The following is a 14885-nucleotide window of genomic DNA, read 5'->3' on the forward strand; positions in this document are numbered from 1 at the left end:
CGAGCCGTTCCAGGTCGGGGCCGCGGTCGCCGCCGTCGAGCGCGACTGCCCCGCGGCGTGCCGGTGCTGGCCAAGCTGCGCCCCGACGCGGTGCGCGTGGTCGAGGCGGCCCGGGCCGCGGTCGACGCCGGCGCCGAGGCGCTGGTGGTCGGCCAGGCGCTGCCGGGCGCGATGCCCGACGGTCGTGACGCCGGGCTCAGCGGGCCCGCGGTCGGTCCGCTGGCGCTGCGCTGCCTCACCGAGGTGCTGGCCGCGCTCGACGTGCCCGTCGTGGCCGGTGGCGGCATCACCACCGTCGCCGACGTGCGGGCCCGCCTCGCCGCCGGGGCCGTCGCCGTGCAGGTCGGCGCCGCGCTGCTGCACGACCCCACCACCGCCGCGCGGCTGGTCGCCGCGCTGAGCCCCGACGCGACGAGCGAGGAGACACCGTCATGACCAGCACCTTCGGGAGCCGTCTGCACGCCGCCATGGCCGAGCGGGGGCGCCTGTGCGTCGGCATCGACCCGCACGCCTCCCTGCTGCACGAGTGGGGCCTCGACGACGACGTCGCCGGCCTCGAGCGCTTCGCGCTGTCGGTGGTCGAGGCGGTCGCCCCGGTCGCCTCGGTCGTCAAGCCGCAGTCGGCGTTCTACGAGCGATTCGGCAGCCGGGGCGTGGCGGTGCTCGAGCGCGTCGTCGCCGAGTCGCGCGCGGCCGGCGCGCTGGTGCTGCTCGACGTCAAGCGCGGCGACATCGGCTCCACCTCGCAGGCCTACGCCGACGCCTACCTCGACCCGGCCTCCCCGCTGGCCTGCGACGCGGTGACCGTCAGCCCCTACCTCGGCCTGGGCTCCCTGGACCCCTTCGTGGAGACCGCGCGCCGCCACGACGGGGGCGTCTTCGTGCTGGCCCTGACCTCCAACAAGGAGGGCCCCGAGGTGCAGCACGCCGTCGGGGCCGACGGTGTGCGGGTGGCCGACCGGGTCCTGGACCACCTGCGCGCCCTCAACGCCGGCGCCGAGCCGCTGGGCTCCTTCGGCGCGGTGGTGGGCGCCACCATCACCCAGCCCGAGGACGGCCCCGCCTTCGACCTGGCCTTCGGCGGGCCGGTGCTGGCGCCCGGGTTCGGCGCCCAGGGCGGCACCGTCGCCGACGTGCGCCGCATCTTCGGGGCCTCGGCCGCCCACGTGCTGGCCAGCTCCTCGCGCGACGTGCTGCGCCTGGGCCCCGACCGGGTCGCGATGCGCGACGCGGTGCGGGCCACCAACGACGAGCTGGCGGCGCTCGGGTGAGGCCGCGCGTCGGCGCCCTCGGCACCGCCGGGCTCGCGCTCCTGCTCACGGGGTCGCTGTCGGCCTGCGCCGAGGACCGCTTCGAGGCCTACTGCGAGCGCGTCGAGGAGCACCGGGTGGCGCTGACCGAGGCCGTCGCCGCGGGCGGGTCCGACGCGCTGCTGGGCGTGCTGCCGCGCCTGCAGGAGCTGCGCGACGAGGCGCCGCGCGACATCGCCGACGAGTGGCAGCAGGTCGTGGGGCGGCTCGAGGCGCTCGAGCGGGCGCTCGAGGACGCCGGTGTCGACCCGGCCTCCTACGACCGCGAGGCGCCGCCGGAGGACCTCGACGACCAGCAGCGCGCCGCGATCGACGGAGCGGCGCGCGAGCTGGTGCGCCCGACCACCGTCGCGGCCCTCCAGGCGGTCGAGACCCAGGTGCGCGACGTGTGCGGCACCCCTCTGTACCAGTGAGCCCCGCGACGCCCGCCTGGGCCCGTGGCGTTGCCGCCCGCTGAGAAGTCTGACTAGATTGGCCCCTCCTTGCACCGCTCCCGCACCGACACGAGGACCGAGACGACGTGGCACTCCCACCGCTGACACCCGAACAACGCCAGGCGGCCCTCGACAAGGCAGCCGCGTCCCGTCGGGAGCGGGCCGAGGTGAAGAACCGCCTGAAGAACTCCGGGGCCTCGATCGTCGACGTCCTCGCCGAGGGCGCGACCAACGAGGTCATCGGCAAGATGCGGGTCGTCGACCTGCTGCAGTCGATGCCCGGCCTGGGCAAGGTGCGCGCCAAGCAGATGATGGAGCGCATCGGGATCGCCGAGAGCCGCCGCGTGCGCGGCCTGGGCACCAAGCAGGTCGCCGCCCTCGAGAAGGAGTTCAGCTCCCGAGAGGCCCGGTGAACCCCCCGGAGCCCGCGCGTCGTACCCGTCTGGTCGTGCTGGCCGGCCCCACCGCGGTCGGCAAGGGCACGGTCGCTGCCGCCGTGCGCGACCTGCACCCCGACGTGTGGATCTCGGTGTCGGCCACCACCCGCGCCCCGCGCCCCGGTGAGGTCGACGGCGTGCACTACCGCTTCGTCGACGACGCCGAGTTCGACCGGCTCGTCGAGGCCGGCGAGATGCTCGAGTGGGCGGTCGTGCACGGCGCGGCGCGCTACGGCACCCCGCGCGGGCCCGTCGAGGAGGCCCTGGGCGCCGGACGCCCCTCGATGCTCGAGATCGACCTGCAGGGCGCGCGCCAGGTGCGGGCCACGATGCCCGACGCGCTGTTCGTCTTCCTCAAGCCGCCCTCGTGGGAGGAGCTGGTGCGCCGGCTGGTCGGTCGCGGCACCGAGACCGCCGAGCAGCGCGAGCGCCGCCTGCTCACCGCGCGCGAGGAGCTGGCCGCCGAGCCGGAGTTCGACGTGACCATCGTCAACCACGAAGTTCACGCCGCGGCCCACGACTTGGTAACCTTGATGATGCTCGACCCGAGCGCCAACCCCAACGATCTGTGAGGCCTTCTTGTCTGCCCCGAACATCGACGCCGTGGGAGTCACCAACCCCTCGATCGACGACCTGCTGACGAAGACCGACAGCAAGTACAAGCTCGTGCTGTACAGCGCCAAGCGCGCGCGCCAGATCAACGCCTACTACTCCCAGCTCGGCGAGGGCCTGCTGGAGTACGTCGGCCCCCTCGTGGAGACCCACGTGCAGGAGAAGCCCCTCTCGATCGCGCTGCGCGAGATCAACGAGGACCTGCTGACCTGTGAGGACGTCGACCCCGCGGAGCTCGCCGCCGAGGAGGCCGCCGCCAAGGCCGCTGCCGCCGACGCCGCCGCGTTCAGCCAGGGCGAGTGAGCTGAGCACCCACTCCGACATGCAGGCCGCTTCCCCGACGGGGGAGCGGCCCGCTGCCGTTCCGGGGCCGCGCGTGGTCCTCGGGGTCGCCGGCGGGATCGCGGCGTACAAGGCCTGCGAGCTGCTGCGCCGCCTCAGCGAGTCGGGCCACGACGTCACCGTCGTCCCGACCGCGGCCGCGCTGCGCTTCGTCGGCGCCCCCACCTGGTCGGCCCTGTCGGGCAAGCCCGTCAGCGACGAGGTGTGGAGCGACGTGCACGAGGTCCCGCACGTGCGCATCGGGCAGCAGGCCGACCTGGTCGTGGTGGCCCCGGCCACCGCCGACCTGATGGCCAAGGCCGCCCACGGGCTGGCCGACGACCTGCTGACCAACACGCTGCTGACCGCCCGCTGCCCCGTCGTGCTGGCCCCGGCGATGCACACCGAGATGTGGGAGCACCCCGCCACCCGCGCCAACGTCGCGACGCTGCGCGAGCGCGGGGTGCTGGTGCTGGAGCCCGCCGAGGGCCGCCTGACCGGCGCCGACACCGGCAAGGGGCGGCTGCCCGAGCCGTCGGAGATCTTCGAGGCCTGCCGCGAGGTGCTGGTCGGGGGCGCGCGCCGCGACCTCGCCGGGCGCCACGTCGTGGTCTCGGCCGGCGGCACCCGCGAGCCGCTCGACCCGGTGCGCTACCTGGGCAACCGGTCCTCGGGGCGCCAGGGCTACGCGCTGGCCCGCGCCGCGCTGGCCCGTGGGGCCGAGGTCACCCTGGTCAGCGCCAACGCCACCCTGCCCGACCCCGCCGGGGTCAAGGTGCTGCACGTCGAGACCACCGCCGAGCTGCGCGAGGCCGTCGTGGGCGCGGCGCCCGGCGCCGACGCGGTCGTGATGGCCGCCGCGCCGGCGGACTTCCGCCCCGTCGACGTCAGCGCCGCCAAGATCAAGAAGCGCGAGGACGGCTCGGCCGCCCCCGTCGAGCTGGTGCAGAACCCCGACGTGCTGCTCGAGATCAGCCAGGACCGCGCGCGGCCCGGCCAGGTCGTGGTCGGCTTCGCCGCCGAGACCGGCGACGAGAGCGGCGGGGTCCTCGACCACGCCCGCGCCAAGCTGGCCCGCAAGGGCTGCGACCTGCTCGTCGTCAACGACGTCAGCGGGGGAGCGGTCTTCGGCAGCGAGGACAACCAGGGCATGATCCTGAGCGCCGACGGCGAGGCCGTCGACGTACCCCTGGGCTCGAAGTCGCAGCTGGCGCACGCGATCTGGGACCAGGTCACCATCCGGATGAGGGACTGAGCAGTCCCACCCGGTAGAAATGACACGCCCAGCCGATGACCGGTTGGGGTACCGCACACGAGGAGCCGAGATGTCCGGACGCCTGTTCACCTCCGAGTCGGTGACCGAGGGTCACCCCGACAAGATCGCCGACCAGATCAGCGACGCCGTCCTCGACGAGATGCTGCGCCAGGACCCGCACAGCCGGGTGGCCGTGGAGACCCTGCTGACCACCGGCCTGGTCGTCGTGGCCGGCGAGGTCGCGACCACCGGCTACGTCGACATCAAGTCGATCGTGCGCCAGCGCATCCTCGACATCGGCTACGACCACTCCGACAAGGGCTTCGACGGCACCACCTGCGGCGTGATGGTCGCCATCGGCGGCCAGTCGGGCGACATCGCCCAGGGCGTCGACACCGGCTACGAGTCGCGCCTGGAGTCCTCGGTCGACGCGATGGACAAGCAGGGCGCCGGCGACCAGGGCCTGATGTTCGGCTACGCCTGCGACGACACCCCCGAGCTGATGCCGCTGCCGATCAAGATCGCGCAGACGCTCTCGGAGAAGCTCTCGGCGGTGCGCAAGGACGGCACGCTGGCCTACCTGCGCCCCGACGGCAAGACCCAGGTCACCGTCGAGTACGACGAGGACAACAAGCCGGTGCGCATCGACACCGTCGTGCTCTCGACCCAGCACGCCGAGGACGTCGACCTCGAGACGATGCTCCAGCCCGACATCAAGAAGCACGTCATCGACCCGGTGCTGGCCTCCTTCGACATCCCCAGCGAGGGCTACCGCCTGCTGGTCAACCCCACCGGGCGCTTCGTGGTCGGCGGCCCGATGGGCGACGCCGGCCTGACCGGCCGCAAGATCATCGTCGACACCTACGGCGGCATGGCCCGCCACGGCGGCGGCGCCTTCTCGGGCAAGGACCCCTCGAAGGTCGACCGCTCCGCGGCCTACGCGATGCGCTGGGTGGCCAAGAACGTCGTCGCCGCGGGCCTGGCCCGCCGCTGCGAGGTCCAGGTCGCCTACGCCATCGGCAAGGCCCAGCCCGTCGGTGTCTTCGTCGAGACCTTCGGCACCGGCACCGTGGCCGACGACGTCATCCAGAAGGCCGTCCTCGACGTCTTCGACCTGCGCCCCGCCGCGATCATCGACGCCCTCGACCTGCTGCGCCCGATCTACGCCCAGAGCGCCGCCTACGGCCACTTCGGCCGCGAGCTGCCCGACTTCACCTGGGAGCGCACCGACCGTGCCGACGCGCTGAAGGCGGCCGTCGGCGCCTGAGGCCGCCTGTGCATGAGTCCCCGGTCGACCGGGGACTCATGCACTTGTCAGGGGTTGCAACACCTGACAAGTGAGCGACTCGCCCGTCCAGCACGGCGCTCGGTGCTGCCCGCTCCGGCGTCGGCGGCGGCTGCTAGACAACACCCATGCCCGCCCGCCCCGAGGATGCCCAGCCCGAGCTGCTGCCCGGGCTGGTGCGCGCCACCCTCAAGGAGTCGCAGGCCAAGGCCCGGGCCACCCGGGAGCGCAAGGCGGCGCAGGCCGAGACCGCTGCCGAGCTGCCGGTGGCGCGGGTGCTGGTCGACGTGCCGCTGGCCCACCTCGACCGGCCCTTCGACTTCTCGGTGCCGGCCTCGATGGCCGACGACGCGGTGCCGGGGGCGCGGGTCAAGGTGCGCTTCGCCGGCAAGGAGACCGACGGCTTCCTGGTCGAGCGGGCCGCGACCAGCGAGCACACCGGCGCCCTGCTGCCGCTGCGCCGGGTGGTCAGCGCCGAACCGGTACTCACCCCCGAGGTGGCCGCGCTCACCGCGGCCGTCGCCGAGCGGTACGCCGGCAGCCGCGCCGACGTGCTGCGCCTCGCGGTGCCGCCGCGGCACGCCACCACCGAGAAGGCCGAGGTGGCCACGCCGCCGCCGGCGCCGGCGCACCCGCTCGACGACGCCCGGGCCGCGTGGGCCGAGCATGCCCACGCCGCGGCCTGGTTGGGCCACCTGCGCGACGGCGGCGCCCCGCGGGCGGTGTGGAACCCGCCGCCGGGCGCCGACTGGCCGCTGATCGTGGCCCACGCCGCGCTCAGCGCCCCGGGGGGCGTGGTGGTGTGCCTGCCCGACGGCAAGGACGTCGAGCGGGTCGACGCCGCGCTGACCTCGCTGGCCGGCGAGCGGCCCGAGCACGCCGTGCTCACCGCCGACCTCGGCCCCGCTGCGCGCTACCGCTCCTTCCTGCAGCTGGCCCGCGGCCACCGCCGCATCGCCGTCGGCACCCGGGCCGCGGCCTTCGCCCCGGTCGCCGACCTGTCCCTGGTGGTGGTCTGGGACGACGGCGACGACCTGCACGCCGAGCCGCGCGCCCCCTACTGCCACACCCGCGAGACCCTGCTGCTGCGCGCCGAGCTGGCCGGGGCGGCCGCCCTGGTCGGTGGCTTCGCCCGCAGCGTCGAGGCCGACCACCTGCTGCGCAGCGGCTGGGCCCACGAGCTCGTCGCCCCGCGCGAGCGGGTGCGGGCCGCAGCCCGGGTCGAGGTCGCCGGGGCCACCGACTTCGACCTCGTGCGCGACCCCGGGCCCGCACCAGCCGGCTGCCACGCCAGGTCCTCGACCTGCTGCGCTCGGCCCTGCCCGAGGGCCCGGTGCTGGTGCAGAACCCGCGCCAGGGCTACGTCGCGTCCCTGGCCTGCGAGCGCTGCCGCACCCCGGCGCGCTGCACGACGTGCTCCGGCCCGCTGCGCCTGCCCTCGCCGACCACCCCGCCCTCGTGCCGCTGGTGCGGCACCGAGGCGGCCACCTGGGCCTGCTCCGAGTGCGGCCACCGCGGCCTGCGGGCGCCGGTCCTGGGCGAGGCGCGCACCGCCGAGGAGCTCGGTCGCGCGTTCCCGTCGGTGCGGGTGCGCACCTCCGCGCGCGACGGCGTGCTGGCCCGGGTCGACGCGGAGCCCGCGATAGTGGTCGCGACCCCCGGCGCCGAGCCCGTGGCCGAGGGCGGGTACGCCGCCGTGGTGCTGCTCGACGCCTGGCTGCTGCTGGCGCGCCCCGACCTGCGCACCGACGAGGAGGCGCTGCGCCGCTGGGCCAACGCCGTCGGTCTGGTGCGGCCCGGTGGCCGGGCGATGGTGGTCGCCGACGCCGCCCTGGCCCCGGTGCAGGCGCTGGTGCGCTGGGACATGGGCGGCTTCGCCGCCCGGGAGGCCGACAGCCGGGCCGAGGCCCACCTGCCGCCGGCCTCGCGGCTGGCCACCATCACCGGCGAGCCGGGCGCCGTCGACGACGCACTGGTGCTGCTCGAGGTGCCCGAGCCCGCCGAGGTGCTGGGCCCGGTCGAGCTTCCCGACGACGAGGGCCGCAGCCGGGTGGTGGTGCGGGTGCCGCGGGTCCAGGGGCACGCGCTGTCGCGCGCCCTGGGCGACCTGCAGCGGATGCGCTCCTCGCGCAAGCTCGACCCGGTGCGGATCCAGGTCGACCCGCCGAGCCTGTGACCCGGCCCGGGCTCCTAGGATGCTGGCCATGCCCACCCAGCCGATCCGCCTGTTCGGCGACCCCGTCCTGCGCAAGCCGGCCGTCGAGGTCGTCGACTTCGACCGCGAGCTGCGCAGGCTCGTCGAGGACCTGACCGACACCATGCGCGAGGCCCCGGGCTCGGGCCTGGCCGCACCCCAGATCGGGGTCGGGCTGCGGGTCTTCACCTGGTGGGTCGACGGCGAGCTGGGCCACCTGGTCAACCCCGTGCTCGACCTGTCGGAGGAGGAGCAGGACGGCCCCGAGGGCTGCCTGTCGCTGCCCGACCTGGTCTTCGACACCAAGCGCGCCCTGCGCGTGGTCGCCAAGGGCCAGGACATGCACGGCGAACCGGTGACGATCGAGGGCTCCGAGCTGCTCGCCCGCGCCATCCAGCACGAGACCGACCACCTCGACGGCATCCTCTTCATCGACCGGCTCGACACCGCGGCCCGCAAGGCCGCGATGCGCGAGATCCGCGAGTCGGAGTGGTTCGGCCTCGAGAAGCCCACCGTCAAGCTCAGCCCGCACGCCACGCGCGGGCTGGGCCTGTGAGGAGAGAGACCACCTGATGCGCGTCGTCTTCGCCGGCACCCCCGAGGTCGCCCTGCCCGCCCTGGACGCGATCGTCGCCTCCGACCACGAGCTGGTCGGGGTCGTCACCCGTCCCGACGCTCCGGCCGGGCGCGGCCGCAGGCTCGTGGCCAGCCCCGTGGCGCAGCGCGCCGAGGAGCTCGGTGTCCCCGTCCTCAAGCCCGAGCACCCCCGCGAGCCGGAGTTCCAGGAGGCGCTGCGGGCCCTGCGGCCCGACTGCTGCCCCGTCGTGGCGTACGGCGCCCTGCTGCCGCAGTCGGCGCTCGACATCCCCGAGCACGGCTGGGTCAACCTGCACTTCTCGTGCCTGCCGGCCTGGCGCGGCGCCGCCCCGGTGCAGCACTCCATCTGGGCCGGCGACGAGGTCACCGGCGCCACCACCTTCCGCATCGTCAAGGCCATGGACGCCGGCCCCACCTTCGGTGTGATGACCGAGCGCATCCGCGAGCACGACACCGCCGGCGACCTGCTGACCCGCCTCGCCGAGGGCGGGGCCGGCCTGCTGGTGCAGACCCTCGACGGCATCGAGGACGGCTCCCTGGTGGCACGCGAGCAGCCCGAGGACGGCGTCTCGATGGCGCCCAAGATCCTCGTCGACGACGCGCGCGTCGACTGGAGCGAGCCGGCCGTGGCCGTCGACCGGCGGATCCGCGCCTGCACGCCGTTCCCCGGCGCCTGGTCGCTCTTCGAGGGCGAGCGGATCAAGATCGGCCCCGTCACCCTCGTCGAGGGCAGCCTGCCCGCGGGCGAGATCGCGGTCGGCAAGAACGACGTGGTCGTGGGCACCGGCACCCAGGCGGTGCGGCTCGGCGACGTCAAGGCGTTCGGCAAGAAGCAGATGGCGGCGGCCGACTGGGCGCGCGGCGCCCGGCTGACCAGCGGCACGCGTCTCGGCGACTGACGTGGGGCGCTCCCGGGTCGACCCGGCCCGCACGGTCGCCTTCGAGGTGCTCAAGGCGGTGCGCGTCCACGACGCCTACACCAACCTGGTGCTGCCCTCGCTGCTGCGCAAGCACCGGCTGACCGGGCGCGACGCGGCCTTCGCGACCGAGCTGGCCTCGGGCACGCTGCGCCGGCTGGCGACGTACGACGCGGTGCTCGACGCGTGCACCGACCGCCCGCTGCGCAAGGTCGAGGCCAAGGTGCTCGACGCGCTGCGCCTGGGCGCCCACCAGCTGCTGGCGATGCGGGTGCCGCAGCACGCCGCGATCGCCACCACCGTCGACCTGGTGCGCTCCGAGGTCGGCCCCGGCGCCGGCGGCTTCGCCAACGCGGTGCTGCGCAAGGTCTCGCAGCGCGACCTCGAGGCCTGGTTCGCCGAGCTGGCGCCCGCGCGCGACGCCGACCCGGTCGGCCACGACGCGCTGGTGCACAGCCATCCCGCGTGGGTCGTGGAGGCGCTGGGAGCGGCGCTGGAGGGCGTCGGTGCCGGTGACGAGGTGGCCGACCTGTTGGCCGCCGACAACGTCGCGCCCGCCGTGACCCTGGTGGCGCGCCCCGGGCGCAGCAACCGCGAGGAGCTGCCCGGCGAGCCCACGCCGTACTCGCCGCACGGCGTGGTGCTCGGCTCCGGGGACCCCGGCCAGGTGCCGGCGGTGGCCGAGGGCCGAGCGGGCGTGCAGGACGAGGGCTCCCAGCTCGTCGCGGTCGCCCTCGCCGACGCCCCGCTCGAAGGCCGCGACGAGCACTGGCTCGACCTGTGCGCCGGCCCCGGCGGCAAGAGCGCCCTGCTGGCCGCGCTGGCCGCCGGCCGCGGCGCCGACCTCCTGGCCGTGGAGCGCCAGCCGCACCGCGCCGAGCTGGTCCGCCGCGCGCTCGCCGGCGCCGACGGCGTACGCGGCGTGGTCACCGCCGACGGCACCCGTCCGCCGCTGGAGCCGGGGTCGTTCGACCGGGTGCTGGTCGACGCGCCCTGCACCGGTCTCGGGGCGCTGCGACGCCGCCCGGAGTCGCGGTGGCGGCGCAGCCCCGACGACCTCACCGTCCTCGTCGACCTGCAGCGCCGGCTGCTGGCCTCGGCCCTGGACCTGGTGCGGCCCGGGGGAGTGGTGCTCTACGCCACCTGCTCCCCGGTGCTGGCCGAGACCCGGGACGTCGTGGCCGCGACCCTCGAGCAGCAGCCCGGCGCGCAGCTGGTCGACCTGGCGCCCCAGCACGTCCAGGTGCCCACCAGCGCCGGACCGCTGCCCGGCACCGTGCAGCTGTGGCCGCACCGGCACCGCACCGACGCGATGTTCATGGCGGTGCTGCGCCGCGCGGGTGAGCCCGCCGGCGACTAGTCTCGCGGCCATGGCCTCCTCCTCGCCCGCCGTCGAGATCGAGGTCGACGACAAGGTCGTGCGGGTCAGCAACCCCGAACGGGTCTACTTCCCCGAGACCGGCGCCACCAAGCTCGACCTCGTCGAGTACTACCTGGCCGTCGGCCCCGGCATCGTCAACGCGCTGTGGGAGCGCCCGTGCATGCTGCACCGCTTCCCGAAGGGGCTGGCGGGCCCCAAGGTGCACCAGAAGCGGCTGCCGAAGGGCGCGCCCGACTGGGTGGAGACCGTCGAGCTGCACTTCCCGCGCTGGGACCGCACCGCCGACGAGCTGTGCGTGACCGGGCTGGCGCCGGTGATCTGGGCGGTGCAGATGTCGACGGTGGAGTTCCACCCCTGGAACAGCCGCCGCGGCGACACCGAGAAGCCCGACGAGTGGCGCATCGACCTCGACCCCGGCCCGGAGTGCGACTACGCCACCGTGCAGCGCGTCGCGCACGTGGTGCACGAGGTGCTCGACGAGCTGGGCGCGGTCGGGTTCCCCAAGACCAGCGGCAGCAAGGGCCTGCACGTCTACGTGCGCGTCCCGCCCGCGCACGGCTTCACCGAGGTGCGCCGCGCGGCCCTGGCCTTCGCGCGCGAGGTCGAGCGGCGCAGCGACGAGGTCACCACCACCTGGTGGACCAAGGACCGCGACCCGGCGGCGGTCTTCGTCGACTACAACCAGAACGCCCGCGACCACACGATCGCGGCGGCGTACTCGGTGCGCGGGCTGCCCGACGCGCGCGTCTCCACACCGCTGCGCTGGGACGAGGTCGACGACGCGGACCCGCGCGACCTCACCATCGCGACCGTGCCGCAGCGCTTCGCCGAGCTCGGTGACCTGCACGAGGCGATCGACGAGCACCCCTTCGACATCGCCCCGCTGCTGGAGTGGGCCGACCGCGACGACCTGCCCGTCGACGACGACTGACGCGGTTTCACCCCCAGGGGTTGATCGGGGCGGCCCCGCGCGGGGCAGAGAGGGGGAGTGAGTGCCTCCCGGAAGACCGCCGCCGCCCGCCCCGCCCTCGACCGGGTGCGCCGCACCGCCAGCGAGGTGTTCGGCCGCGACGAGCTGCGGCCCGGGCAGGCCGAGGCCTCGACCTCGCTGCTCGAGGGCCACGACGTGCTGCTCATCGCCCCGACCGGAGCCGGGAAGTCACTGACCTACCAGGTGCCCGGGCTGCTGCTCGACGGTTTCTGCGTGGTCGTCTCACCCCTGATCGCGCTGCAGCAGGACCAGGTCGGCGGGCTGCTCGAGGCGGGGGTGCGCGCCGCGCGGCTCAGCTCGGCGGAGACCGGCAAGGAGCGCGAGGAGGTGCTGGTGGCGGTCGAGGAGGGCGAGCTGGACTTCGTCTTCCTCTCGCCCGAGCAGCTGGCCGTCGACGAGGTGCGGCACCGGCTCGCGGCCGCCCGCCCTGGCCTGGTCGCCGTCGACGAGGCGCACTGCGTGTCCGCCTGGGGCCACGACTTCCGTCCCGACTTCTTCCGGCTCGGCGAGCTCATCGACGACCTCGGCGAACGCCCGGCCCGGCCGCGGGTGGTCGCGATGACCGCCACCGCCGCGCCGCCGGTGCGCGAGGACATCACCGAGCGGCTGCACCTGCGCGAGCCCCGCACCGTGGTCACCGACTTCGCCCGCGAGAACCTGTCCTTCCGGGTCGTCCCGGTCGCCGACGCCGCCGCCCAGCAGGGCGCGGTGCTCGAGGCCGCCGAGGCGCCCGGCTGCGGCATCGTCTACTGCCGCACCCGCCCGGCCACCGAGGAGTACGCCGAGCTGCTGGCTGCCCGCGGGCGCCGGGTGGCGGCGTACCACGCGGGGCTCTCGCAACGACGCCGCGCCGAGACCCACGAGGCGTTCCTCGCCGGGGATCTCGACGTCGTCGTCGCCACCTCGGCCTTCGGGATGGGCATCGACAAGCCCGACGTGCGGTGGGTGGTGCACGCGCAGGCCCCCGAGTCGCCCGACACCTACTACCAGGAGGCCGGCCGCGCCGGTCGTGACGGCGAGGAGGCGCTGGCCACGCTGGTGCACCGGCCCGAGGACCACGCGCTGGGCCGGTTCTTCGCGCCCTCGGTCCCCAAGCGGGGAGAGGTGCGCCGGGTGCTGGCGCTCGACGTCGACCTCGACGTCGCCACCGCCTCGGAGGAGACCGGGCTGAGCCGCCGCAAGATCCAGCGGATCCGCAACCTGGCCGGCCTGGCCGCCGAGACCGGGCGTGGTGAGGGCGCCGAAGCGGTGATCGAGTTCGCCGAGGCGCACCGCAGCCTGGAGAAGTCGCGGGTCGAGATGATGCGCGCGTACGCCGAGACCTCGCGCTGCCGCGAGGAGCAGCTGCTGGCCTACCTCGGCGCCTCGCTCGACGAGCGCTGCGGGCGCTGCGACACCTGCCTCGACGGTCGCGCGGACGTCGACGAGGCGCCCGCGGACTCGCCGTACGAGCTGCAGCAGCGGGTGGTGCACCCCGAGTTCGGCACCGGGGTCGTCAGCGACCTCGAGGCCGACCGGCTCACCGTGCTCTTCGACGAGGTCGGCTACCGGACCCTGGCGCTGGCGCTGGTGGAGCAGGAGGAGCTGCTGACGCCGGCGGGCTGAGGCGACACCATGGAGGCCCGACCACAGACCGGAGCCCACCGTGAGCCTCGCCGCCGACCTCTCCTACGAGTTCCGCCCCGCCAACCCCGTGCAGCGGGCCCTGCAGGCCCTGGTGGCCTCGCGTCCCGGCGCCTGGGTCTTCGCGCGCACCCTGCCGCACCTCGACTCTCTGGTGCTGCGGCTCTCCGGCGGGCGGCACACCGTGCCCGGGCTGCTGGCCGGGCTGCCGGTGGTGCAGGTGACCACCACCGGGCGGCGCTCGGGGCTGCCCCGCCGCACGCACCTGATCGGCATCCCGTACGGCGACACCCTCGCGCTGCTCGGCACCAACTTCGGCCAGCACGACACCCCGGCGTGGGTGCACAACCTCGAGGCCGATCCGCGCGCCGTCGTCGCCTACCGCGGCGCGCAGGTCGACGTGGTGGCCCGCCCGGCCGACGAGGAGGAGGCCGAGCAGGTGCTGCGGCGCTCCGAGGAGCTCTACGTCGGCTACCGGCGCTACCAGTCGCGGCTGGGCCACCGGCGCCTGCGGGTCTTCGTGCTGGAGCGGGCCGCCGGTTGAGCGGGGCGGTCTGAGAGGATGCGGCCTCGTGGGCATCCAGATCACTCCGAGCATCCTCAACGCCGACTTCGCGAACCTCGGGGCGGAGGTGGCCCGCATCCCCAGCGCCGACTTCGTGCACGTCGACGTGATGGACAACCACTTCGTGCCGAACCTGACCTTCGGCCCGACCATGGTCGAGGCGATCGCGCGCTCGACCGACACCCCGCTCGACGCGCACCTGATGATCAACGACCCCGACCGGCACGCCCCGACGTACGTCGAGGCGGGCTGCGCGTCGGTCACCTTCCACGTCGAGGCCGCCGCGGCGCCGGTGCGGCTGGCCCGGGAGATCCGCTCGGCGGGCGGCCGGGCCAGCATGGCGCTGAAGCCCGCGACGCCGGTGGAGCCCTACGAGGACCTGCTGCCCGAGCTCGACATGCTGCTGCTGATGACCGTCGAGCCCGGCTTCGGCGGCCAGAAGTTCCTCGACCTGGTGCTGCCCAAGATCCGCCGGGCCCGTGCGCTGATGGACAAGCACGGCGTCGAGACCTGGCTGCAGGTCGACGGCGGCGTCTCGCTCGAGACGATCGAGCGGTGCGCCGAGGCCGGTGCTGACGTCTTCGTGGCCGGTTCGGCCGTCTACTCCGCCGACGACCCCGACGCGATGGTCGAGAAGCTGCGGGCCGCGGCCGCCGACGCCGCGCCCTGATCCGTCCCGTGTGGTGGGTCTCACTCCCGGGCGGCCGACGGCGTGTGGGAGACTGCCATGGACGAGTGAACATTGCTCGCGTGCTCTGGGGTCGGTGAAAATCCGAGCCGGCGGTGACTGGCCGAGAGGCCGGAAGTCCGCGACCCGGTCACCGCCAGTGACCGGTTGACCAGGTGTGAGTCCTGGACCGACGGTCAAAGTCCGGATGGGAAGTGCACGCACAGCAGGCTCATCCGCCGACGCTCCGCGCGCGGCGAGGGTCCGCAGTCAGCCCCGGGGTCCGCGACGGACCG

17 protein-coding genes and 1 riboswitch are annotated in these 14885 nt (G+C 74.8%); all 17 genes read left to right on the plus strand.

Going from position 1 to position 14885, the window contains the following annotated elements:
• Positions 1 to 57 precede the first annotated feature (57 nt).
• The 17 genes from H0S66_RS20690 to rpe all read left to right on the plus strand — a co-directional run bounded on the left by H0S66_RS20690 (position 58) and on the right by rpe (position 14592).
• Entirely contained in the window at positions 58 to 435 is a 378-nt protein-coding gene (locus tag H0S66_RS20690; protein WP_258016962.1) for a nitronate monooxygenase, read from the plus strand.
• On the plus strand, positions 432 to 1271 hold the full coding sequence (gene pyrF, locus H0S66_RS16855; RefSeq protein WP_179616399.1) for an orotidine-5'-phosphate decarboxylase: 840 nt from the start codon (positions 432 to 434) through the stop codon (positions 1269 to 1271). Before H0S66_RS20690 ends, pyrF begins: the two co-directional genes overlap by 4 nt.
• A complete protein-coding gene (locus H0S66_RS16860) occupies positions 1268 to 1723 on the plus strand; it encodes a hypothetical protein (RefSeq protein WP_179616400.1) in 456 nt (151 codons plus the stop codon). Before pyrF ends, H0S66_RS16860 begins: the two co-directional genes overlap by 4 nt.
• 107 nt (positions 1724 to 1830) lie before the next feature.
• Positions 1831 to 2157 carry an integration host factor, actinobacterial type gene (mihF, locus tag H0S66_RS16865; RefSeq protein ID WP_179616401.1) on the plus strand — a complete coding sequence of 109 codons (327 nt, stop codon included), beginning with the start codon at positions 1831 to 1833 and terminating at the stop codon, positions 2155 to 2157.
• Complete coding sequence (gene gmk / locus H0S66_RS16870; RefSeq protein ID WP_179616402.1) at positions 2154 to 2753, plus strand: guanylate kinase; 600 nt, start codon at positions 2154 to 2156, stop codon at positions 2751 to 2753. Before mihF ends, gmk begins: the two co-directional genes overlap by 4 nt.
• 7 nt (positions 2754 to 2760) lie before the next feature.
• Positions 2761 to 3096: a DNA-directed RNA polymerase subunit omega gene (rpoZ, locus tag H0S66_RS16875; protein ID WP_179616403.1), complete on the plus strand. Its 336-nt coding sequence runs from the start codon at positions 2761 to 2763 to the stop codon at positions 3094 to 3096.
• 19 nt (positions 3097 to 3115) lie between these two features.
• Positions 3116 to 4369 carry a bifunctional phosphopantothenoylcysteine decarboxylase/phosphopantothenate--cysteine ligase CoaBC gene (gene coaBC / locus H0S66_RS16880; protein WP_179616404.1) on the plus strand — a complete coding sequence of 418 codons (1254 nt, stop codon included), beginning with the start codon at positions 3116 to 3118 and terminating at the stop codon, positions 4367 to 4369.
• Between the two features lie 70 nt (positions 4370 to 4439).
• Entirely contained in the window at positions 4440 to 5636 is a 1197-nt protein-coding gene (metK, locus tag H0S66_RS16885; protein ID WP_179616405.1) for a methionine adenosyltransferase, read from the plus strand.
• Between the two features lie 146 nt (positions 5637 to 5782).
• Positions 5783 to 7300, plus strand: coding sequence for a primosomal protein N' family DNA-binding protein (locus tag H0S66_RS16890; RefSeq protein WP_338037216.1), 1518 nt, complete (start codon positions 5783 to 5785; stop codon positions 7298 to 7300).
• Positions 7243 to 7830 carry a hypothetical protein gene (locus tag H0S66_RS20875; RefSeq protein ID WP_338037217.1) on the plus strand — a complete coding sequence of 196 codons (588 nt, stop codon included), beginning with the start codon at positions 7243 to 7245 and terminating at the stop codon, positions 7828 to 7830. Before H0S66_RS16890 ends, H0S66_RS20875 begins: the two co-directional genes overlap by 58 nt.
• Positions 7831 to 7858: 28 nt before the next feature.
• Complete coding sequence (gene def, locus H0S66_RS16895) at positions 7859 to 8404, plus strand: peptide deformylase (protein ID WP_179616407.1); 546 nt, start codon at positions 7859 to 7861, stop codon at positions 8402 to 8404.
• A gap of 16 nt (positions 8405 to 8420) precedes the next feature.
• Positions 8421 to 9344 (plus strand): methionyl-tRNA formyltransferase, encoded by a 924-nt coding sequence (fmt, locus tag H0S66_RS16900; RefSeq protein ID WP_179616408.1) that lies wholly within the window; start codon positions 8421 to 8423, stop codon positions 9342 to 9344.
• A 1-nt stretch (position 9345) separates the two neighbouring features.
• Positions 9346 to 10722 carry an RsmB/NOP family class I SAM-dependent RNA methyltransferase gene (locus H0S66_RS16905; protein WP_179616409.1) on the plus strand — a complete coding sequence of 459 codons (1377 nt, stop codon included), beginning with the start codon at positions 9346 to 9348 and terminating at the stop codon, positions 10720 to 10722.
• A gap of 10 nt (positions 10723 to 10732) precedes the next feature.
• On the plus strand, positions 10733 to 11674 hold the full coding sequence (ligD, locus tag H0S66_RS16910; protein ID WP_179616410.1) for a non-homologous end-joining DNA ligase: 942 nt from the start codon (positions 10733 to 10735) through the stop codon (positions 11672 to 11674).
• Between the two features lie 57 nt (positions 11675 to 11731).
• The gene (locus H0S66_RS16915; RefSeq protein ID WP_179616411.1) at positions 11732 to 13339 is read left to right on the plus strand and encodes a RecQ family ATP-dependent DNA helicase; all 1608 of its coding nucleotides are present in this window, start codon (positions 11732 to 11734) and stop codon (positions 13337 to 13339) included.
• A gap of 40 nt (positions 13340 to 13379) precedes the next feature.
• On the plus strand, positions 13380 to 13901 hold the full coding sequence (locus tag H0S66_RS16920) for a nitroreductase family deazaflavin-dependent oxidoreductase (RefSeq protein ID WP_179616412.1): 522 nt from the start codon (positions 13380 to 13382) through the stop codon (positions 13899 to 13901).
• Between the two features lie 28 nt (positions 13902 to 13929).
• Positions 13930 to 14592, plus strand: a complete 663-nt coding sequence (gene rpe, locus H0S66_RS16925) for a ribulose-phosphate 3-epimerase (protein ID WP_179616413.1) — start codon at positions 13930 to 13932, stop codon at positions 14590 to 14592.
• 76 nt (positions 14593 to 14668) lie between these two features.
• Positions 14669 to 14814, plus strand: a riboswitch (FMN riboswitch).
• Positions 14815 to 14885: the final 71 nt, after the last annotated feature.

The organism is Nocardioides marinisabuli (assembly GCF_013466785.1).
In the GTDB taxonomy this organism is placed as follows: Bacteria; Actinomycetota; Actinomycetes; order Propionibacteriales; family Nocardioidaceae; genus Nocardioides; species Nocardioides marinisabuli.

Coding starts and splice junctions, on each gene's coding strand:
- ligD (WP_179616410.1), top strand. CDS start 10,733: ATGGCCTCCTCCTCGCCCGCCGTCGAGATCGAGGTCGACGACAAGGTC.
- def (WP_179616407.1), top strand. CDS start 7,859: ATGCCCACCCAGCCGATCCGCCTGTTCGGCGACCCCGTCCTGCGCAAG.
- metK (WP_179616405.1), top strand. CDS start 4,440: ATGTCCGGACGCCTGTTCACCTCCGAGTCGGTGACCGAGGGTCACCCC.
- H0S66_RS16890 (WP_338037216.1), top strand. CDS start 5,783: ATGCCCGCCCGCCCCGAGGATGCCCAGCCCGAGCTGCTGCCCGGGCTG.
- coaBC (WP_179616404.1), top strand. CDS start 3,116: ATGCAGGCCGCTTCCCCGACGGGGGAGCGGCCCGCTGCCGTTCCGGGG.
- pyrF (WP_179616399.1), top strand. CDS start 432: ATGACCAGCACCTTCGGGAGCCGTCTGCACGCCGCCATGGCCGAGCGG.
- fmt (WP_179616408.1), top strand. CDS start 8,421: ATGCGCGTCGTCTTCGCCGGCACCCCCGAGGTCGCCCTGCCCGCCCTG.